Consider the following 19,532-nt stretch of genomic DNA (forward strand, 5'->3'; position numbering starts at 1 on the left):
AAAAGGACACAGAAACTCAAACCGAATTTACTATTTGTTTTATGTCTTTGCTTCGGGACAATGTTCGCCCAAGAAAAACAACAGGATTCTACAAAGGTTCAAAAACTAGATGAGGTTTTGGTGAAATCCGTACGTGTAGATGCTAAATCACCAATCACACATTCAAATGTCTCAAAAAAAGAGATTACTAAACGAAATTTAGGGCAGGACATTCCAATTTTATTAAATTTTTTACCTTCTGTCGTTACCACTACAGATGCTGGTGCAGGTGTTGGTTATACAGGTATAAGGGTAAGAGGTGTAAGTCCACAATCTACCAATATCACGATAAATGGAATTCCTTACAATGATGCTGAATCATTGGGTACGTTTTGGGTTAATTTAGGAGATTTTGCGTCATCCATTGAAAGTCTTCAGTTACAACGTGGTGTTGGGACTTCAACCAATGGATCTGGAGCATTTGGTGCGAGCATTAATGTGCTTACAGATGCTATTTTCAAAAATCCCTCTGGCGAAATATCAAATTCTTTCGGAAGCTTTAATACAAGAAAACATACTGTAAAATTCAGTACTGGATTAATAAATGACCATTTTGAAATTGCAGGTCGGTTATCTAACATTTCATCAGATGGTTACATAGATAGAGCTTCTGCGGACTTAAGATCTTATTTTTTGCAAGGTGCTTATGTAGATGAAAATACACTGATTAAAGCTATTGTTTTTGGCGGAAATGAAGTAACCTATCAAGCATGGTATGGTATTGATGCAGAGACATTGGCTGATAATAGAACTTTTAATTTTGCAGGTATTTACGAGAATGACGATGGTAATACCCAATTTTATGATAATGAAGTAGATAATTATAGCCAAGATCACTACCAATTGCATTGGAATCAGCGCTACAATAATTATTGGTCCACTAATGTGGGATTAAATTATACATATGGAAGAGGATTTTTTGAACAGTTTAGAGAAGATGATGAGTTTTCAATTTATGGCTTTGAGGAATTAACCGTAAATGGAGAAATACAAAACACTACGGATCTAATACGTCGTAGATGGTTAGACAATGATTTTTATGTTATTAATGCAAGTGCTAATTATAAAAATAATGACTTGGATATGATTTTTGGTGGCTCTTTAAGTCATTACGATGGTGATCATTTTGGAGAAGTTATTTGGGCAGAATTTGCAAGTCAAAGTGATATTAGAGATAGATATTATGATGGTAATAGCTTAAAAAACGATTTATCTGTATTCACAAAAGCCAATTACAAGCTAAATGATAGAATTAGTCTCTATGGTGATTTGCAAGTTAGAAACGTATCGTATAAAACTTATGGCACAACTTCAGATTTAGTGCTTTTTGAAGTAGATAAAGATTTTACATTTTTTAATCCAAAGGCTGGGATCACATACGATTTAAACAATAGTGATAGTTTCTACTTTTCTTATGCTAGAGCTAACAGAGAACCTAATAGAACCGATTTTGAGTCTAATAATGATATTGAACCTGAACAGCTTAATGATTTTGAGCTTGGTTGGAGACATAGAAAGGGTAATTTTAGCTTCAATGCAAATGCATATTATATGCTTTATAATGAGCAATTGGTTTTATCTGGACGATTAGATGATGTTGGAAATCCAATAAGAACAAATAGTGGTGAAAGTTATCGACTAGGGTTGGAGTTAGAAGCTATAATTCCTGTATCATCCAAGCTAACAATACAACCTAACATGACAATTAGCTCTAATAAAAATACGGAAACTATTGTATCACTTAATGGAGAATTAGAAAACCTAGGAAAAACAGATATTTCATTTTCGCCAGATTTGGTTGTGGCAAATGCAATTGTATATCAGCCAATTGAAAATTTGCAAATGTCTTTATTGAGTAAATATGTTGGTGACCAATACATGGGTAATACAGAGAACCCAGAATCAAAACTTGATAGCTTTTTTGTAAACGATTTTAATATCACATACACTCTAAAAACAAATTCAATTTTTGAGTCTGTAGTATTTACAGGTTTAGTAAATAATATTCTTAACGAAGAATATGTTTCAAATGGTTATTTTGGATCGTTTGACTTTGAGGATTCCAATAGCCCAACAGGTATTTCAACAGGATTTTTCTCTGGATTTTATCCTCAGGCTACTACAAACTTTTTACTTGGTATAACCTTAAACTTTTAGTTGGTTACCAAAAAGGTATTGTTACCCAACGATTCAACCCTGTATGGCTTTAATGTGCAGGGTTGATTTGTTTGGCTTACTAATTGCCCAGTAACCAAATTATATATATTTCCGTCATCACAGCCACATTCCGCATCTATACCGTTAAGTTGTAAAGCTGAACAAGGTCCTGGTGAGTGATTCGGATCTGCCCCATCCCAAGCTAAAATATTATCACCGATGCCTCGTATTAAAATAAGTCCTTCATTACCTTGGCCTTCTACTCTTACAGGATTATTAGCAAATTGAAGCTGACTGAATTGAGGTAAATTAATGTTTACTGTTAAGTTGACTCCAACATTAAGAAGAAAGTTACAATTGTTGTTGTCATCACTTTTATTACATCCTAATAGAAGTAACAAAACAAGTAATAAAGACAATTTTTTCATCATAGAATTTTATGTGGCAATTTACGATTATTTCAACTATACCGTAAATATTTTATATATTTGCATACACAACTTATTGAAAAGATGTCGTATTAACGCTGAACATGGTTCGGCGTCTTTTTGTATATACAAAAACGAATGAATTATGAGTAAAGTATCTTATTATACTGAAGAAGGATTAAAAAAATTGAGAGAGGAGTTAAACCACCTCAAAGATGTTGAACGCCCTAAAGCGTCTCAGGCAATTGCCGAGGCAAGAGATAAGGGTGATTTAAGTGAGAATGCTGAATATGATGCGGCCAAGGAGGCTCAAGGAATGTTAGAGATGAAAATTTCTAAAATGGAAGAAACTTTGGCTAATGCCAGAGTAATTGATGAGTCGCAATTAGATACCTCTAAGGTATTGGCCCTTTCTATAGTGAAAATAAAGAACCAAGTTAATGGGATGGAAATGACCTATACTTTGGTTGCAGAAAGTGAGGCAGATTTAGCTGCTGGAAAAATTTCGGTTAATTCTCCAATAGGACAAGGCCTTTTGGGTAAATCTGTAGGTGATGTAGCTGAAATAAAAGTACCAAGTGGTATTATGAAGTTTGACATCTTAGAAATTTCAAGATAGAAGACTATTTCCAAAACAATAATCGTATTTAGAATTAAAAGATTCCTTTATCAAGGAATCTTTTTATATTTATAATATGGCAACATTATTTACAAAGATTATACAAGGTGAAATCCCTTCACATAAAGTTGCAGAAACTGAAGAGTTTTATGCTTTTTTAGATATAAATCCGAACACCAAGGGACACACTTTATGTATTCCAAAGAAAGAAGTCAATAAAATTTTTGATCTAGATAAGGAGACCTACTTGGGTTTAATGGAATTTTCAAGAAAGGTTGCTATTGCAATAGAAAAGGCTGTGCCATGCGAAAGAGTTGGTATGTCCGTAATCGGATTAGAAGTACCACATGTTCATGTGCATTTAATACCTTTGCACAATATGGAAAATGCAAGGTTTACAACTAAGCAAAAATTATCTTCTACAGAATTTGAAGTGGTCGCAAGTTTAATTGCAAAAAATTATAATGAAATAGGCTAAACAGTCTTAAGTGAAATTTGGATTGTGGTTCCTTTTCCAATCTCCGATTTAAGCACTTTTATTTTTCCATTGTGATAGTCTTCAATAATACGTTTAGCTAGAGATAGACCTAGACCCCAACCACGCTTTTTTGTGGTGTAACCAGGCTCGAATATTTTCTGAAAATGATTCTTAAGTATTCCTTTACCAGTATCAGATATATTAATAAATACTTGCTTCTCATTCTGAGAAATCATCAGTTTTAGATCTCCCTTTCCTTTCATGGCATCAATTGCATTTTTTACAAGATTTTCAATGGTCCAACTATAGAGTTGGGGATTTAAATTAACGTTAACTTCTTTGTCTAAACTTTGAATTTCAAAATTCACAAGTTTAGAAGAGCGTGTTTTTAAGTAATCAAAAGATGAATTTGTGGCTTCAATTATATCTGTCTTTTTTAATGTGGGTGCAGAACCAATATTACTAAATCGTTCAGTAATGGTTTGCAATCGGCTGATATCCTTTTCAATTTCAGTAATATATTCTTGTTTAACATTCTCAGATTTTAATATTTCGGCCCAACCAACAAGAGAAGATAAAGGTGTGCCAATTTGATGAGCCGTTTCTTTTGCCATACCTGTCCAAAGTTTATTTTGTTCTGCATTCTTAGAACTTCGGTAAAAGAAATACACAACCGCCGCAAACAATAATATGATTAATAAGAGTGCGAGAGGGTAGTATTTTAGTTTATTTAGTAATGGGGAGTTACCATAATAAATCGTCTGTATTGTCTCTTTACCAACTCTAACTTCAATAGGTTGGTTTTCATTAGAGAACTTTTTAATTATTTTCTGAACTTTTAAGGAGTCGTTCAGTTTAGATTCTTCAATATTGATGTAATTGTTTACCTCTCCATTTGCATCAATTACTAACATGGGTGTGCTCGTTGTCATTTCTGTAAGGACATGAGAGGTTACATTATTAACATCCTTGTCTAAATCGTCTATGTTTTTTATAAAGTCAATTTGGGCAACTGACCAAGTATTCATTTTCACTCGTTCTTCTGCCTTAAATTTTTGAAAGAAAGTGTAGGTATTCCAAAGAATTAGAGAAATAATTATAAAAGAAGAAACTATGATAATCCAACGGATTATATTACGGTTAGTACTAAACATTGGCTAGTGCAATTTCATTTTTAAATATAATGGATTTCTGTTAATAATATTGTGTCTCTTATTGTATAAAACACTTTCGCCGGAGGTTCAATATATTTATATTTGCTGAAAATCAGAGTACTATATGATTTCAATAAACCCTAAAGACCTTACTACAGCTAAATTACACAGTTATTTGTTGAGTTCGGTAGCTCCAAGACCTATTGCCTTTGCGAGTACTATTGATGCTGAAGGAAACCCTAACTTATCACCTTTTAGTTACTTTAATGTATTTAGTACTAATCCACCAATTTTAATTTTTTCTCCGGCAAGACGAGTTAGGGATAATACGGTTAAACACACATTAACCAATGCAGAAGAGGTTAAAGAAGTTGTAATAAATGTAGTTAATTATGATTTGGTACATCAAATGTCACTGACTAGTACAGAATATCCAGAAGATGTCAATGAATTTGATAAAGCAGGATTAACAATGTTGCCTTCAGAAGAGGTAAAACCATTTAGAGTTGCAGAATCTCCTGTGCAGTTAGAATGTAAGGTCAATGATATAGTATATTTAGGTAAGGAAGGTGGTGCAGGTAATTTAATTATTTGTGAAGTTGTGAAATTTCATGTTGCAGAAGAAGTTTTAAATGGTGATGGTTCAATTAACCAAGAAGCGCTAGACTTGGTTGCTAGAGCAGGAGGAAGTTTTTACAGTAGAGCAAAAAAGGGGTTTTTTCAGATCCCCAAGCCATTAAAAACAATGGGAATTGGTGTAGATGCTATGCCAGAAGAGGTTAGAAACAGTATGATCTTAACGGGAAATAATCTTGGTATGTTGGCAAATGTGGAGGCCTTGCCAAGCAAAGAAGAGGTTAATAGTTTTATTAATCATATTAGTGAACGCTATCCAGATATAAAAAATACCACTCACAGAAAAAAACATAAATTGGCTCAAAATTATTTGAGTTATGGTGATGTAGAAAGTGCATGGAAGTTATTACTTTCGTAAACTCAATTAAAAATCAATATTAAAATAACATAGATTAAGTAAAAAATGGAAGTACAAGGAAGAATTAAGGTGATTGGAGAGACACAGACTTTTGGTAGTAATGGGTTTAGAAAACGTGAGGTTGTCGTAACTACAGAAGAGCAATACCCACAACATATTATGATAGAGTTTGTTCAGGATAAGTCGGAATTATTAAACAATTTTCAAGTCGGGCAACAGGTTAAAATCAGCATTAATTTAAGAGGTAGAGAATGGGTAAATCCACAAGGAGAAACTAAATATTTTAATTCTATACAAGGATGGAGAATTGAGGCGTTACAACAAGAAGCGGGTAATGCAGATATGCCACCTGTTCCTCCAACTGATGCTTTTGAGCCTATAACAGACTTAAATGAAGAAGACCACGATGATTTACCGTTTTAGTAAAAATACCAGGTAATAAATAATGAAGACTTGTTTTTTTAAACAAGTCTTTTTTATTTTTAAAATAAAAAAGTCCTGATGGTTAGTCAGGACTTAATGTTGTGGTTTTAGGTTTTGACCTTTACAAACAAACTTAAAAAAAAGCAATGATGAACAAAAATTTATAAATAAAGGTCGGGTCAAATATCAATAAAATTAAGTTACTATCAAAGTCAAAGGCCTTATTTAACAACAAAAACAATGAAAAAACCGTATTATAGCAAGTAAAATGCACTTTTTAAATCAAAAAATTGAATTTCCCGATGTCAATGAGGCTTCTATAGAAGGCTTACTTGCTGTTGGTGGTGATCTTTCTTCAGAACGACTCCTTCATGCATATGCTCATGGTATTTTTCCCTGGTATGATGCAGATGACCCAATTCTTTGGTGGTCTCCTGATCCTAGGTATGTTTTGTTCCCAGATGATTTAAAGGTATCTAAAAGTATGAAACAAGTCTTGCGTAAAAAACAGTTTAAGGTGACATATAACAAGGCATTTACTGAGGTAATCAATAATTGTGCATTGGCAAAGCGTGAAGGGCAAGAAGGCACATGGATTACAGAGGATATGATTGACGCTTTTATAAAACTTCATGAGCTAGGTTATGCAAAGTCTGTTGAGGTTTGGGAGAATGCGGAATTGGTAGGAGGTCTTTACGGTATTGACTTAGATAACAAAGTTTTTTGCGGTGAAAGTATGTTTGCAAAAGTTAGTAATGCTAGTAAAGCAGCATTTATAACCTTGGTTCAAAGTAATGAGTACCAATTGATAGATTGTCAATTACACACTAAACATCTCGAAAGTTTAGGTGCTAAGCATATTTCTAGAACGGAATTTTTAAAATCTTTGAAGTAGTTTATTAGACTTCGTTATATCTGAAGCACGACATTTCATGGTCGTTTACCATTCCAGTGGCTTGCATGTGTGCATAAATCACAGTAGTGCCAACAAACTTAAAATCACGATTTTTTAAGTCTTTACTGATGATATTACTTAGAGAAGTATTTGCAGGTGCATTTCGATGATCTTTAAGTTTGTTCTTTATTGGTTTGCCATTAACAAAAGCCCATATATAGTCTGAAAATGAACCAAATTCATTTTGAATTTTAATGAAAGCCTGCGCATTAGTAACCGTTGCTTTTACTTTCAGCTTATTTCTTATTATACCTGCATCTTGAAGTAATGCATCAATCTTTGATTGCTTGTAATTTGCTATTTTTTTATAATCAAAATTGTCAAAAGCTTTCCTAAAATTTTCACGTTTCCGTAATACGGTTATCCAACTTAATCCAGCTTGAAAAGTTTCTAATATCAAAAACTCAAACAACTTATTTTCATCATATAAAGGAACACCCCATTCCTCATCATGATATCTTTCATATAATGGGTCGCCTACACACCATCCGCATCTGTGTTTTTCCATTTTGTAAGTTTTTAAATTCTTTACTACTAATGTAACAACTGTTGCAAAATAAATTTCAACATAACCCTAATTTTACACTATGGAAGTTCAAGATAAATTAATGATAAACGATATAATTAAAGATAGCTTAAATAATAGTATTAGCTACAACGAATACAGAGATTTGGTTTTAAACCTTGTTGCAGTAAATTCAACAACTGGCAACAAGAAAACGGAAGCATTAGCTAATTATACAATGCTTAACGATAGACGAATGAAGCGTTGGGATAAAACTGTAAAACTGTCTGATAATACCAAGGAGAAGATTGAGTCTTATAACAAAAAGGTTACTTGGTTGGTAATAACAGAGAGTTGGTGTGGTGATGCTGCTCATATTATGCCTGTAATTAATAAAGTGGCAGAGTTAAATGATAATATTGACTATAGAATTGTTTTGCGTGATGACAACGATGATTTGATGAATGAATTTTTAACAAATGGAGGACGTGCTATTCCAAAATTGATAATGATAGATATATCTTCTAATGAAGTTGTAAATACCTTTGGACCACGACCAACAGTAGCAACTGAGATGGTTTTAGATTATAAAGCACAACACGGTAAATTAACGCCAGAATTTAAAGAAGATTTGCAGCGTTGGTATAATAAAGACAAAGGCCAATCAACAGTTGAGGATTTGGTAAATCTACTTAAGTAAATTAGTTTTTCCCTTTAAATAAAAATGTAATTGTGCCCAATTGATCTGTACGATCTGAAGCGTCAAATTGTACGGACTTAGCATAGTCAATGGCATGATAAATTAAGCATTGGTTTTCTGAATTTGAAGATCCGTTTATATAAGCATCAAACACATTACCCTTTTCATCCACTCTGATGGAAACAACAATTTTTCCACCTCTTTCACAAAGGTATCTCGGTATTTGATAATAACCCAAAGTACGACCCTTTAGCGAATAAGTCAATGTGCTTCTTCTATTGGCATGCTCATCAGCTATTTTTTGGTTTTCGAGGCGTTTGTTCAGTTTTTCCTGTAATGCTTTATAAGAATCGGTTTCTACATTATTTAATGCATAAGCATTATTGTCATTTATAGACTTATTTATGTTTCTTTCTTCAATTAAGTCTTTGGTATTATCAGTATTGTCAAGTTCCTTGGTGGTTCGCTGAAAATCGTTTGATGCTAAAGTTTTAAAGTTGCGCATCATCTGCTTGAATTCTTGATCTTCATTAAAAGCCTTATTGGTTGAAGGTCCTTTCATTTTCTCAAATTCCTCAATTAATTTTTCCTCTTCTGTTTCAGGTTCTATTTTATAATAGCTTTCTGATATTAGAGTACCTTTTTGCGTTAATTGAATTGTAAACAAACCTAAAACCACAATTCCTGATAACAGGAAGGTGATAATTGCAGCTTTATGTTTATCGATTAAATTCATAATGACTATATACAACCGTAATTGAATATACGAAATTTAAGGCTAGTTGGTTCTTGAATAGTATTTGCGCACTTATTGATGAAGAGGCAATTCATTAATAAATTCATCAATTGTTAGAGCATTTTCAACTTTAAAATCACCAATGCGAGTTCGCCTAAGTTCAGATAAATGTGCGCCAGAATCTATGGCTTTTCCAAAGTCATTTGCTAAGGATCGTATGTAAGTTCCTTTACTACAGACTACTCTGAAATGTAATTTTAAACCATCGATTTCTGTTATCTCAAATACTTTAATTTCAACCTGTCTAGATTTAATTTCAACATTTTCACCAGCTCTTGCAAATTCATATAATCGTTTACCATCCTTTTTAATAGCAGAAAAAACTGGAGGGAATTGGTTGATAATTCCTAAGAATTTTTTGGTTGTAGTATGAATAAGTTCTTCTGTAATATGTTCAGTAGGATAGGTTTTGTCAATTTCGGTTTCTAAATCAAAAGATGGTGTAGTACTTCCAATAGTGAATGTGCCTGTATATTCTTTGTCTTGTCCTTGAAATATGTTTATTTGCTTGGTCATTTTACCTGTGCAAATAACTAATAAACCTGTTGCTAAAGGATCTAAAGTACCAGCATGACCAACTTTAATCTTTTTTATGCTGAATGCCTTTCTAATTGCCCATCTTAATTTATTCACTACTTGAAAAGAAGTCCATTCAAGAGGCTTGTCTATTAACAACACCTGTCCATTCTTAAAATCTTCTGCAGTATACATTAAATGAAATTAGATTTATTGGCTCACCGCCCAAATTATAGCAATTAGGCCAACAATAGCGCAATAGATAGAAAAATAGGTTAGCTTGCTTTTTTTCACTAAGGCAATCATCCAGGTACACGCAAATAATCCTGCAATAAAGGCGGCTACAAATCCAACGCTGAGTGGTAAGAAATTTGAACTTTCATAGGTTAATTCACCGCTAAGGACATCTTTTGCAATTTTCCCAAAAATTAAAGGAACAACCATTAAAAACGAAAAACGTGCAGCCTTTGTTTTGTCATTACCCAATAATACTGAGGTAGAAATTGTTGCTCCAGATCGGGAAATACCTGGTAAAATGGCAATTGCCTGTGATACACCAATTACAAAAGCATTAGAAAAAGAAACACTTTTTTCAGTGTTTTTTGCTCTATCAGCTAAATATAGAAGTAAGGCCGTAATTATGAGCATAAAACCAACTAGCGCTATTTGCCCACCAAATAATAGTTCCAATTCTTCCTCGAAGAATACGCCAATTATAGTTGCTGGAATCATGGAAATCACGATTTTTGATAGAAACTTCATGTCTTCGTTCCATTCAAATTTTAAAATTCCTTTTATGATGTTAAGAATATCCTTTCTAAAAACTACAATGGTACTGAGAGCTGTTGCAAAATGAAGTACAACTGTAAAAAGTAAACTTTCTTTTGGTACTGAATTATCTCCCAATATAGCTTTTCCTAATTCTAAATGACCACTAGAGGAAACAGGTAGAAACTCAGTGAGTCCTTGGATTATTCCTAAAATAATTGCATCAATTACTTCCATGGAGCAAAAGTATCAATTAGAAACAAGTTTCAAAGCAAATGATCCTAAAATCGTTAATCCTAATTTTTATTTTAATTTTATAGGAACTAACTAATATAACCAACAACCAGGATCCAAATTTTCTTTCATGTATAAAACCAACCTAATTGAAGGCGCTAAAAAGGTGCTTAATTCTAATTTTAATGAAGAAAAAGGATTTACAATTCCGTGCGAAGGATTATATCCATTCCAGTGGCACTGGGACTCTGGATTTATAGCTATTGGTTATGCACACTACGATATTGAGAAGGCTAAGCGAGAAGTTGAATCATTATTAAGTGGCCAGTGGGAAAATGGATTTATTCCACATATAGTTTTTCATAATGAAAGTGACACCTATTTCCCTGGACCAGATTACCACAGATCAGATTTACATCCTTCTTCACCAAAAACTATAAAGACCACAGGAATTACACAACCACCAGTATTGGGATTTGTTTTAAAAGAAATCTATGATATAGCCAGAGATAAGCAGGATGTGTTAGAATTCATAAGACGAAATATCGATAAGATATTTAAGAATCATGAGCATTTTTATAAGTATAGAGATCCACATGATGAAGGCCTAGTATATATCTATCACAACTGGGAATCTGGCACTGACAATTCTCCTATTTGGGATGAAATTTGGAAGATAATGGATCCTCCTAAATACAAATATGAAAGAAAAGATACGACTCATGTTGATGCTTCTCAAAGGCCTACTAATAGAGAATACGACTGCTATTTACATTTATTAGAAATAGCAAAAGCACATAATTATGATGATGCAAAAATCGCTGAGTTATCTCCATTTTTAGTTCAAGATCCTCTATTTAATGCCATTCTTATTAAATCTAATGAAGCCTTGATTGAATTATATCATATTCTCGGAGGCAATGAGGATAAGGTTGAGGTATTAAAGTCCTGGCAAAATAAAGCTAAGGATAGTTTTGAGGCAAAATTATTTAATGAAGAATTAGGCTCATATGTGTATTATGATTTAAGAAATCAAAAGCAGATTGCATTTACTACATCTTCGTCATTTACACCGCTTTTTGCTGGTATACCCAATACAGGTAGAGCGAATAAATTGGCACATAGGTTGTTGAAAAATTTTGGAAGTGAAGATTTATTTTTTTGTGCCTCTTTTGATCCAAAGAGTGAGCAATTCAAGCCTAAAAAGTATTGGAGAGGACCAGTTTGGATAAACCTAAATTGGTTGATTTATAAAGGGCTAAAAAGATATAAGTACTATGAATTGGCTGAACGATTAAAACAAGAAACCATCAAATATATTGAGAAGCATGGTTTTTACGAATATTTTGATGCACGAAAGGATCAGTTTGAAAACGCTGCTTATGGCGGTAAGAATTTTTCATGGAGTGCCGCCTTAACATTAGACTTATTAAACGAATAATAAATTATTATGAATTGGTTAGACTATACTATAATTGCTATTTATCTCATAGGTTTTATTGCCATGGGCTATTTCTTTAAGGATAATAAAGATTCCAAAGACTATTTCTTAGGTGGTAAAAGTTTGGGTTGGTTTCCGTTGAGCTTATCAACCATGGCAACACAGTTGTCTGCTATAAGTTTTATTTCGGCACCAGCTTTTGTTGGTTTAAAGGCTAATGGTGGTATGAAATGGCTCACTTTTGAGTTCGCTGTACCTCTGGCAATGATTGGGATTATGTTTTTCATAATTCCACCGTTATACAAATCTGGAATAGTTAGTATTTATGAGTATTTAGAACAGCGATTTTCAAAATCTACTCGTAAAATAATAAGTGTTGTTTTTCAGATTAGTAGAGCATTAGGTACAGGTGTTATGGTATTTACCATGGCATTAATCATTCAAGCTGTCGTTGGTATTAGTTTTCATTATACCTTGATCATTATTAGTGTTGTAACCTTAGCCTATTCCTATCAAGGTGGTATGAAGGCTGTAGTTTGGGGTGATGCTATACAAATGATAATTCTTTTTGCCGGTTTAGTTATTTGTTTGATAGTTGGGTATTCTTTACTTAAGGATACAGGAACTTTCACTGGCTTTGACACTGACAGGTTACAAGTTATAGATTTTGATAACTTCGGAATATTTAGTGGTGACGAATATGGCTTTTGGCCTATGCTTTTAGGTGGATTGTTTTTGTATCTATCTTATTATGGTACAGATCAAACCCAAGCGCAGAGATTACTTTCTGCAAGAGATGAAGGTACCATCAAGAAACTATTAATGGCTAACGGATTATTGCGATTCCCTGTTGTATTGGTGTATTGTGTAATGGGATTGATAATTGGTTATTTAGTAAGCAACATTCCTGAGTTTTATGAAAGTATACAAGAGACGACTCGTATTCACTATCCAGGTGAATATGCTAAATCAGGGTTTAAGCCAGATCTAATGATACCTGTTTTCATAACCAATTATTTGCCAAATGGATTAATAGGAATTCTTATGGTGGGAGTAATGTCTGCTGCAATGTCTTCATTAAGCTCAACTATTAACTCATTAAGCGCTGTGACTATTGAAGATTTTTTCAATAGTGGCGAAAAGAAACTAGAAGGTAAACGTTACATGTTTATATCTAAGGGATTGGTTGTTTTTTGGGGTTCGGTATGTATTTTGGCAGCTTATTTATTCGGTAATAGCCAGAGTACAGTTATTGAACTAATAAATGCTATTTCTTCATTGTTTTTTGGACCAATATTAGCGGCATTTATATTAGCAATTTTCTTTAGAAAGGTCAACCATATTGGTATGAATGTGGCTATCATAACTTCGGTAGTTGTTAATTTGGTATTTAAGTATTTACCAGATTTAGTCTACTTGTTTAATCAAGGCGGTTTTTATAATGGTAATGCATCTATTCATAGCGCTTTAGCGGATACAGGTATTACAAATGTTCCAGATTTATTTTGGATATGGTATAACCTTACTGGATTTGCAATTGCATTAGTTGTGGCAGTTATTGTAAGCAAGTTAACAAGCAAAACACCTGCAAAGCAATTGGAAATACAGTATTCGTTCAATGCTAACGAACTAGTTCAAAAGGAGAGTGTCATATTGATTAGTTTCTTTGTATTGATATTAGTATTTAGTTATTTCTTACCAATAATTTTGGGTTAACTATATGCGTATAATATTAGCACCAGATAAGTATAAAGGTTCAATAACTGGTTTAGAATTTTGTAACATAATAGAACCAGTCCTTCGTAATCATTTTGATGCAGAAATTATCAGATTACCCATGGCTGATGGTGGTGATGGCACAATTGAAGTTATTGATTTTTATTTATCAGGACAGACAATCAAGACTAAGGTTAGCGATCCCTTATTTAGAACAATTGAAGCTTCATATCTATTTTCTGATGCTTCAAAAACTGCTTTCATAGAAATGGCCGAAGCTTCGGGTTTAAAATTATTGAAGCTAGAGGATCAAAACTGCATGAGCACCACATCATTTGGAACTGGAGAATTAATCCTTCATGCTTTAGATAAAGGTGCTCAGCATATTATTTTGGGTATTGGTGGTAGTGCAACGAACGATTGTGGCATTGGTATGGCATCAGCATTAGGCTATCAGTTTTTTGATGAAAGAAATAATCAAATCACACCAATTGGTAGAAACCTTGCAAAAGTTAATAGAATTGACGATTCTCAAGTAGAAAAACGCTTGGCCAAAGTAAAAATTCAGATTGCATGCGATGTAAAGAATCCTTTGTATGGCCCACAAGGTGCAGCTTATATTTATGGAAAACAAAAAGGCGCAAACCTTTCTGAAATTATGGACTTAGATAGTGGGTTACACAATGTATCTTCTGTAATAGACCATCACTTTGGGTTAAAAACTCAAGATATTATTGGCGCTGGTGCGGCAGGCGGAATGGGAGCTGGTACCGTCGCTTTTTTAAATGGAGAGCTAATTCCTGGGATTGAATTAATGATGCAGATTGCCGATTTTGAAAAGAAAGTAGAAGGTGCAGATTGGATAATTTCTGGCGAGGGCCGATTAGATGACCAGACATTATCAGGTAAAGCAATGAGCGGTATTATTAAATTGGCACAAAAACACAATATTAAAGTGGCTTCTTTTTGTGGTAGTACTGATCTAGACTCAAATGAAATTAGTGAAATGGGCATTAATTATAGTAGCACCATAATGGATAAGGCTAATAGTTTAGATGATGCCTTAGAGAATACAAAGCTATACTTAGAGCAACTGGTAGAAGATTTTATTTCTTCCCTTTAGATTTCTTTTTGTCAGGATTTAAAAGGATAGCGTAAACCTGCATGCCAAAACCAATCAACACTAAGGTTGGTGCTAATCGAATCCGTCTCCAACTAAAAATTGATGGATCAAAAACATTTGGATTATCACTTCCTCCACCTGCCATAAGGATAAAACCTAAAGCAATAAATGCCAACCCAATGAAAAGCCACTTATAGTTTTTCTTTCCAAAAATAAATTCTGCTTTAGAGTCTTGCTTACGTTTTTGTTCTCCCATTAGTTATTAAATTCTGTAAAGATAATTTCATCTTCAATGGCTAGTTGTGAAATATGTTCGGATGTCATGCCACCCAATACTTTAGCCAAGTGCAAAGTAACAGTTTTATTTAAAACTTTTGTCTTAAGAGAATCTAAATTTAATGCTCTTTCCAGGCCGCGGTTAATATAATAGAAGTCTGTGCTATCGTCATGGAATACAATATCTTTTACACCAGCTTCCGTAATATTGGTAACTTTTACTTTAACGACTACACAGTCTTCAGGTTTAGGATTTTGAATAATGCAAGACTTAAGCAATAAGAAACAAACGGTAATAATCGATAATCTAATTATAGAAGAAAGTATTTTTTTCACGATTGGTGGTTTTCAATAAAAACGGAAAGTCGTCTGATTTATTACACTAAACTTAATAATACAATTGGTCTGTCTTGAGATTAAGAAAGCGTTGGGTAGCAATAAAAGTGCTTATCCAAGTAATAACAACACCCAAAAGAAATATACCAATAAAAAGTGCAATGATTAAGATTGTATTTCTAAGCAATTCTAATTCCGGGAAAGTTAAATCAAGATAATATAGTACTACGGCCATCCCTGCTAATGCAACAACTGCACCGATGATTCCAAGTTGTACGCTCTTCCAAATAAAAGGTCTTCTAATAAAACTCTTAGTGGCACCAACCATTTGCATTGTCTTAATGATAAATCGTTTAGAATAAACAGCTAATCGTATGGAACTATTTATTAAGAGGACTGCAATTAATGTAAAAACACCACTAATTATGAGTACCCAAAACGTTATCTTTTTAACATTATCATTCATTAATTCAACCAAGTCATTATCATAACGAATTTCTTCGATAAAAGATTTGTTAGATAAGTTCTCAGATATTTCCGTAAGGTTTTCCGTAGTAACGAAATCTGCTTTTAAGTAAACATCAATCGAGTTTTTAAGCGGATTATATCCCACAAAATCCATAAAATCATCACCCGTTTCAGCTTTCATAAGAGCAGCAGCTTCTTCTTTAGAAACATAAAGTGCTTCTTTTGAGTAGTCTGCCATAGCCAAACTTTTCTTTAATTGATTTACTTCTACCTCTTTTGCAGTATCATTTAGGTAAATGGTCACAACCACTTGTTCCTTAAAGTGATCAGCAACTTTTTTGGCATTAATAACTAAAAGACCTAAGCAACCTAAAAGAAAAAGTACCAAAGCAATACTTATAACCACAGAGATATAAGAAGAGATAAGTTTGCGCTTTTGGTATTTGTCAAAGGATGAGGCCATGTAAAACGGATTAATGTTGTAAAAATAAAAAACAATTTAGTTATCTAGAGTATTACAACGTTTAGTTTTTAATTGTGTTGTAATACCACTAAATTTGCACCTTATTTCAAGGAAATTCTGGTAATGAGATACGAGTTTAACAAGATTGAGGAAAAGTGGCAAAAGTATTGGTCGGATCACCAAACCTTTAAAACTGAAAATAATTCAGACAAACCAAAATATTACGTTTTGGATATGTTCCCTTATCCAAGTGGTGCAGGTTTACATGTTGGACATCCACTAGGCTACATAGCTAGTGATATCTATGCGCGTTACAAGCGTCATAAAGGCTTCAATGTATTACATCCACAAGGCTATGATAGTTTTGGGTTACCAGCAGAACAATATGCCATACAGACAGGTCAGCATCCTGCTGTTACGACCGAAGCAAATATTAAAACGTACCGTAGACAGTTAGATCAAATTGGGTTTTCTTTTGATTGGAGTAGAGAAGTACGTACCTCAGATCCTAAGTACTACAAATGGACACAATGGATTTTTATTCAATTGTTTGAATCTTGGTATAACTACAATAGTGATAAGGCTGAAGAGATTGTATCCTTGGTTAAAATATTTGAGGCTGAAGGTAACGCAACTATAAATGCTGCCTGTGATGATGATATTGAAATCTTTACAGCTGAAGAATGGAAAGACTATTCGTCTGAACAGCAAGAAGAAATCCTATTAAAATATAGATTGACCTATTTGGCTGAGACCGAAGTTAACTGGTGCCCTGCATTGGGTACAGTTTTAGCTAATGATGAAATTATAAATGGAGTTTCTGAACGTGGTGGTCATTCTGTAATCCGTAAAAAGATGACGCAATGGAGTATGCGAATATCTGCATATGCAGAACGTTTGCTTCAAGGACTGGAAACTATAGATTGGACGGACTCATTAAAAGAAAGTCAACGCAATTGGATTGGTAAATCCGTAGGTGCTTCAGTTACATTTAATGTGAAAGATTATGATGCGAAAATAGATGTCTTTACAACACGACCAGATACCATTTTTGGAGTATCATTTATGACTTTAGCACCTGAACACGAGCTAGTTTCAAAAATTACAACACAGGAGCAAAAAGCTGAGGTTAAAGCTTATGTTGAAGCCACAGCAAAACGTTCCGAGCGTGATAGAATGGCAGATGTTAAAACTATTTCAGGCGTGTTCACGGGTGTCTATGCAGAGCATCCTTTTACTAAAGTACCAGTTCCTATTTGGATTGGTGATTATGTCTTAGCTAGTTATGGTACTGGAGCTGTAATGGCAGTTCCTTGTGGTGATCAACGCGATTATGATTTTGCTAAACATTTTAATATTCCAATTCCAAATATTTTTGATGGTGTTGATATTTCAGAAGAAGCTTTTGCTTCCAAGGACAATGTAAAAATCGGTAATAGCGATTTCTTAGATGGTTTAAATTATAAGAAGGCTACCAAACGTGCTATTTATGAATTAGAACAAATTGGTCAAGGTCAAGGTAAAACCAATTACCGTTTGCGTGATGCAGTTTTTTCAAGACAACGTTATTGGGGCGAACCATTCCCAGTATACTACAAGAATGGGTTGCCACAAATGATTGATGCGAAGCACTTACCGTTAACGCTTCCTGAAGTTGAAAAATACCTACCTACAGAAACAGGTGAACCACCTTTAGGTAATGCTAAAGTTTGGGCATGGGACAGCCTCAAGGCTGAAGTAGTCTCAAATGAGTTAATCGATAATGAGAATGTTTTTCCTTTAGAGTTGAATACCATGCCTGGATGGGCAGGAAGTTCGCAGTATTTTAATAGGTATATGGATCCACATAACGATGAGAAGATATTTTCAAAGGATTCCATTAACTACTGGCAACAAGTAGATTTATATATAGGTGGAAGCGAGCATGCCACAGGGCATTTATTGTACTCTCGTTTTTGGCAAAAATTTATGTTTGATAAAGGCTATGTACTACATGATGAATTTGCTAAAAAGCTCATCAACCAAGGTATGATATTGGGTACTAGTGCTTTTGTATATCGCAACAAAAACACAAATAAATTTTATTCCAAAGGATTAATAGACGGTAAGGATGTTCAACTTATTCATGCTGATGTTTCATTTATAAACTCATCAGACGAATTAGATATCGATGCATTCAAGAATTGGAGACCAGATTTTAAAGATGCTGAATTTATTCTTGAAGATGGAGTCTATAAAGTAGGGCGCGATGTAGAAAAAATGTCAAAATCCAAATACAACGTTGTCAATCCAGATGAGATCTGTGAGCAATACGGTGCAGACAGTTTAAGGCTTTATGAGATGTTTCTTGGCCCATTAGAACAATACAAACCATGGAATACTGCTGGTATTACAGGTGTGCATAGTTTTCTTAAGAAATTATGGAAACTTTATGTTGGGCAAGATGGACTGAATGTTAATGACGCGGAGGCATCAAAGGATAATTTAAAGACCTTGCATAAAACTATTAAAAAGGTTGAAGAGGATATTGAGAATTTCTCATTCAATACATCAGTTTCAACTTTTATGATTGCTGTAAATGAATTAACAGCACAAAAGTGCACTAGTAAGGATATTCTTGAGCCATTATTAATTCTTATTTCACCTTATGCACCACATATAGCTGAAGAACTTTGGGAGCGTCTGGGAAATTCAGATTCTATTTCTACTGCACCATTCCCAAAATTTGATGAGAGCCACTTAGTGGAGAGTAGTAAGAACTATCCAATTTCTTTTAATGGTAAAATGCGATTTACTTTAGAATTACCGTTAGATATGAGTAAGGAAGAAATTGAAAAGACCGTGATGGCTTACAAAAAAACACAAGAACAGCTTCAAGGGCGTACGCCAAAAAAGGTGATTGTTGTACCGGGAAAAATTGTCAATATAGTAGGATAGACGGAA

General features: G+C 33.7%; 20 protein-coding genes. 11 read left to right on the forward strand and 9 right to left on the reverse strand.

The window, feature by feature from the left end:
* The first annotated feature begins 60 nt into the window (after nt 1-60).
* Nucleotides 61-2,196: a TonB-dependent receptor gene (locus tag DUZ96_RS11585; RefSeq protein WP_258774381.1), complete on the forward strand. Its 2,136-nt coding sequence runs from the start codon at nt 61-63 to the stop codon at nt 2,194-2,196.
* Here the strand turns inward: DUZ96_RS11585 and DUZ96_RS11590 are convergent.
* Nucleotides 2,193-2,624 (reverse strand): hypothetical protein, encoded by a 432-nt coding sequence (locus tag DUZ96_RS11590; protein ID WP_114302098.1) that lies wholly within the window; start codon nt 2,622-2,624, stop codon nt 2,193-2,195. The two genes, DUZ96_RS11585 and DUZ96_RS11590, sit on opposite strands and share 4 nt — an antisense overlap.
* A gap of 145 nt (nt 2,625-2,769) precedes the next feature.
* On the opposite strand from DUZ96_RS11590, the gene greA reads away from it, so the two are divergent.
* Both greA and DUZ96_RS11600 read left to right on the forward strand, forming a co-directional pair.
* On the forward strand, nt 2,770-3,243 hold the full coding sequence (gene greA / locus DUZ96_RS11595) for a transcription elongation factor GreA (RefSeq protein WP_114302099.1): 474 nt from the start codon (nt 2,770-2,772) through the stop codon (nt 3,241-3,243).
* Nucleotides 3,244-3,319: 76 nt separating this feature from the next.
* The gene (locus DUZ96_RS11600; protein WP_114302100.1) at nt 3,320-3,721 is read left to right on the forward strand and encodes an HIT family protein; all 402 of its coding nucleotides are present in this window, start codon (nt 3,320-3,322) and stop codon (nt 3,719-3,721) included.
* On the opposite strand, the gene DUZ96_RS11605 is transcribed toward DUZ96_RS11600, so the two are convergent.
* Nucleotides 3,718-4,875, reverse strand: a complete 1,158-nt coding sequence (locus DUZ96_RS11605) for a PAS domain-containing sensor histidine kinase (protein WP_114302101.1) — start codon at nt 4,873-4,875, stop codon at nt 3,718-3,720. The two genes, DUZ96_RS11600 and DUZ96_RS11605, sit on opposite strands and share 4 nt — an antisense overlap.
* 124 nt (nt 4,876-4,999) lie before the next feature.
* Between DUZ96_RS11605 and DUZ96_RS11610 the strand changes: the two genes are divergently transcribed.
* The 3 genes from DUZ96_RS11610 to aat all read left to right on the forward strand — a co-directional run bounded on the left by DUZ96_RS11610 (nt 5,000) and on the right by aat (nt 7,187).
* Nucleotides 5,000-5,869 (forward strand): flavin reductase family protein, encoded by an 870-nt coding sequence (locus DUZ96_RS11610; protein ID WP_114302102.1) that lies wholly within the window; start codon nt 5,000-5,002, stop codon nt 5,867-5,869.
* A 45-nt stretch (nt 5,870-5,914) separates the two neighbouring features.
* Nucleotides 5,915-6,292, forward strand: coding sequence for a DUF3127 domain-containing protein (locus tag DUZ96_RS11615; RefSeq protein ID WP_114302103.1), 378 nt, complete (start codon nt 5,915-5,917; stop codon nt 6,290-6,292).
* Nucleotides 6,293-6,560: 268 nt separating this feature from the next.
* Entirely contained in the window at nt 6,561-7,187 is a 627-nt protein-coding gene (aat, locus tag DUZ96_RS11620) for a leucyl/phenylalanyl-tRNA--protein transferase (protein WP_114302104.1), read from the forward strand.
* Between the two features lie 4 nt (nt 7,188-7,191).
* Here aat and DUZ96_RS11625 read toward each other — a convergent pair whose 3' ends face one another.
* Complete coding sequence (locus tag DUZ96_RS11625) at nt 7,192-7,755, reverse strand: DNA-3-methyladenine glycosylase I (RefSeq protein WP_114302105.1); 564 nt, start codon at nt 7,753-7,755, stop codon at nt 7,192-7,194.
* Between the two features lie 79 nt (nt 7,756-7,834).
* Here DUZ96_RS11625 and DUZ96_RS11630 point away from each other — a divergent pair, with 79 nt between their 5' ends.
* Nucleotides 7,835-8,452, forward strand: a complete 618-nt coding sequence (locus DUZ96_RS11630) for a thioredoxin family protein (RefSeq protein WP_114302106.1) — start codon at nt 7,835-7,837, stop codon at nt 8,450-8,452.
* Nucleotide 8,453: 1 nt separating this feature from the next.
* Here DUZ96_RS11630 and DUZ96_RS11635 read toward each other — a convergent pair whose 3' ends face one another.
* The 3 genes from DUZ96_RS11635 to DUZ96_RS11645 all read right to left on the reverse strand — a co-directional run bounded on the left by DUZ96_RS11635 (nt 8,454) and on the right by DUZ96_RS11645 (nt 10,769).
* Nucleotides 8,454-9,188, reverse strand: a complete 735-nt coding sequence (locus DUZ96_RS11635; protein WP_114302107.1) for a hypothetical protein — start codon at nt 9,186-9,188, stop codon at nt 8,454-8,456.
* Between the two features lie 72 nt (nt 9,189-9,260).
* Nucleotides 9,261-9,959 carry a tRNA pseudouridine(55) synthase TruB gene (gene truB / locus DUZ96_RS11640; RefSeq protein ID WP_114302108.1) on the reverse strand — a complete coding sequence of 233 codons (699 nt, stop codon included), beginning with the start codon at nt 9,957-9,959 and terminating at the stop codon, nt 9,261-9,263.
* Nucleotides 9,960-9,974: 15 nt separating this feature from the next.
* On the reverse strand, nt 9,975-10,769 hold the full coding sequence (locus DUZ96_RS11645) for an undecaprenyl-diphosphate phosphatase (protein ID WP_114302109.1): 795 nt from the start codon (nt 10,767-10,769) through the stop codon (nt 9,975-9,977).
* A gap of 127 nt (nt 10,770-10,896) precedes the next feature.
* On the opposite strand from DUZ96_RS11645, the gene DUZ96_RS11650 reads away from it, so the two are divergent.
* The 3 genes from DUZ96_RS11650 to DUZ96_RS11660 are packed head-to-tail and all read left to right on the forward strand — an operon-like array spanning nt 10,897 to nt 15,046.
* Nucleotides 10,897-12,207, forward strand: coding sequence for an amylo-alpha-1,6-glucosidase (locus tag DUZ96_RS11650; RefSeq protein ID WP_114302110.1), 1,311 nt, complete (start codon nt 10,897-10,899; stop codon nt 12,205-12,207).
* A gap of 9 nt (nt 12,208-12,216) precedes the next feature.
* On the forward strand, nt 12,217-13,923 hold the full coding sequence (locus DUZ96_RS11655; protein WP_114302111.1) for a sodium:solute symporter family transporter: 1,707 nt from the start codon (nt 12,217-12,219) through the stop codon (nt 13,921-13,923).
* Between the two features lie 4 nt (nt 13,924-13,927).
* Nucleotides 13,928-15,046 (forward strand): glycerate kinase, encoded by a 1,119-nt coding sequence (locus DUZ96_RS11660; RefSeq protein ID WP_114302112.1) that lies wholly within the window; start codon nt 13,928-13,930, stop codon nt 15,044-15,046.
* Here the strand turns inward: DUZ96_RS11660 and DUZ96_RS11665 are convergent.
* Genes DUZ96_RS11665 through DUZ96_RS11675 form a run of 3 tightly spaced genes read right to left on the reverse strand, consistent with a single transcriptional unit; the run spans nt 15,030 to nt 16,589 of the window.
* On the reverse strand, nt 15,030-15,302 hold the full coding sequence (locus DUZ96_RS11665) for a DUF3098 domain-containing protein (RefSeq protein WP_114302113.1): 273 nt from the start codon (nt 15,300-15,302) through the stop codon (nt 15,030-15,032). The two genes, DUZ96_RS11660 and DUZ96_RS11665, sit on opposite strands and share 17 nt — an antisense overlap.
* The gene (locus tag DUZ96_RS11670; protein WP_147267082.1) at nt 15,302-15,658 is read right to left on the reverse strand and encodes a hypothetical protein; all 357 of its coding nucleotides are present in this window, start codon (nt 15,656-15,658) and stop codon (nt 15,302-15,304) included. Before DUZ96_RS11670 ends, DUZ96_RS11665 begins: the two co-directional genes overlap by 1 nt.
* Before the next feature lie 52 nt (nt 15,659-15,710).
* Entirely contained in the window at nt 15,711-16,589 is an 879-nt protein-coding gene (locus DUZ96_RS11675) for an ABC transporter permease (protein WP_114302115.1), read from the reverse strand.
* 123 nt (nt 16,590-16,712) lie between these two features.
* Between DUZ96_RS11675 and leuS the strand changes: the two genes are divergently transcribed.
* Nucleotides 16,713-19,526, forward strand: a complete 2,814-nt coding sequence (leuS, locus tag DUZ96_RS11680; RefSeq protein ID WP_114302116.1) for a leucine--tRNA ligase — start codon at nt 16,713-16,715, stop codon at nt 19,524-19,526.
* Nucleotides 19,527-19,532: the final 6 nt, after the last annotated feature.

It is taken from the genome of Winogradskyella sp. KYW1333 (assembly GCF_003335675.1).
Lineage (GTDB): Bacteria > Bacteroidota > Bacteroidia > Flavobacteriales > Flavobacteriaceae > Winogradskyella.

Coding starts and splice junctions, on each gene's coding strand:
- DUZ96_RS11585 (WP_258774381.1), top strand. CDS start 61: ATGTTCGCCCAAGAAAAACAACAGGATTCTACAAAGGTTCAAAAACTA.
- DUZ96_RS11590 (WP_114302098.1), bottom strand. CDS start 2,624: ATGAAAAAATTGTCTTTATTACTTGTTTTGTTACTTCTATTAGGATGT.
- greA (WP_114302099.1), top strand. CDS start 2,770: ATGAGTAAAGTATCTTATTATACTGAAGAAGGATTAAAAAAATTGAGA.
- DUZ96_RS11600 (WP_114302100.1), top strand. CDS start 3,320: ATGGCAACATTATTTACAAAGATTATACAAGGTGAAATCCCTTCACAT.
- DUZ96_RS11605 (WP_114302101.1), bottom strand. CDS start 4,875: ATGTTTAGTACTAACCGTAATATAATCCGTTGGATTATCATAGTTTCT.
- DUZ96_RS11610 (WP_114302102.1), top strand. CDS start 5,000: ATGATTTCAATAAACCCTAAAGACCTTACTACAGCTAAATTACACAGT.
- DUZ96_RS11615 (WP_114302103.1), top strand. CDS start 5,915: ATGGAAGTACAAGGAAGAATTAAGGTGATTGGAGAGACACAGACTTTT.
- aat (WP_114302104.1), top strand. CDS start 6,561: ATGCACTTTTTAAATCAAAAAATTGAATTTCCCGATGTCAATGAGGCT.
- DUZ96_RS11625 (WP_114302105.1), bottom strand. CDS start 7,755: ATGGAAAAACACAGATGCGGATGGTGTGTAGGCGACCCATTATATGAA.
- DUZ96_RS11630 (WP_114302106.1), top strand. CDS start 7,835: ATGGAAGTTCAAGATAAATTAATGATAAACGATATAATTAAAGATAGC.
- DUZ96_RS11635 (WP_114302107.1), bottom strand. CDS start 9,188: ATGAATTTAATCGATAAACATAAAGCTGCAATTATCACCTTCCTGTTA.
- truB (WP_114302108.1), bottom strand. CDS start 9,959: ATGTATACTGCAGAAGATTTTAAGAATGGACAGGTGTTGTTAATAGAC.
- DUZ96_RS11645 (WP_114302109.1), bottom strand. CDS start 10,769: ATGGAAGTAATTGATGCAATTATTTTAGGAATAATCCAAGGACTCACT.
- DUZ96_RS11650 (WP_114302110.1), top strand. CDS start 10,897: ATGTATAAAACCAACCTAATTGAAGGCGCTAAAAAGGTGCTTAATTCT.
- DUZ96_RS11655 (WP_114302111.1), top strand. CDS start 12,217: ATGAATTGGTTAGACTATACTATAATTGCTATTTATCTCATAGGTTTT.
- DUZ96_RS11660 (WP_114302112.1), top strand. CDS start 13,928: ATGCGTATAATATTAGCACCAGATAAGTATAAAGGTTCAATAACTGGT.
- DUZ96_RS11665 (WP_114302113.1), bottom strand. CDS start 15,302: ATGGGAGAACAAAAACGTAAGCAAGACTCTAAAGCAGAATTTATTTTT.
- DUZ96_RS11675 (WP_114302115.1), bottom strand. CDS start 16,589: ATGGCCTCATCCTTTGACAAATACCAAAAGCGCAAACTTATCTCTTCT.
- leuS (WP_114302116.1), top strand. CDS start 16,713: ATGAGATACGAGTTTAACAAGATTGAGGAAAAGTGGCAAAAGTATTGG.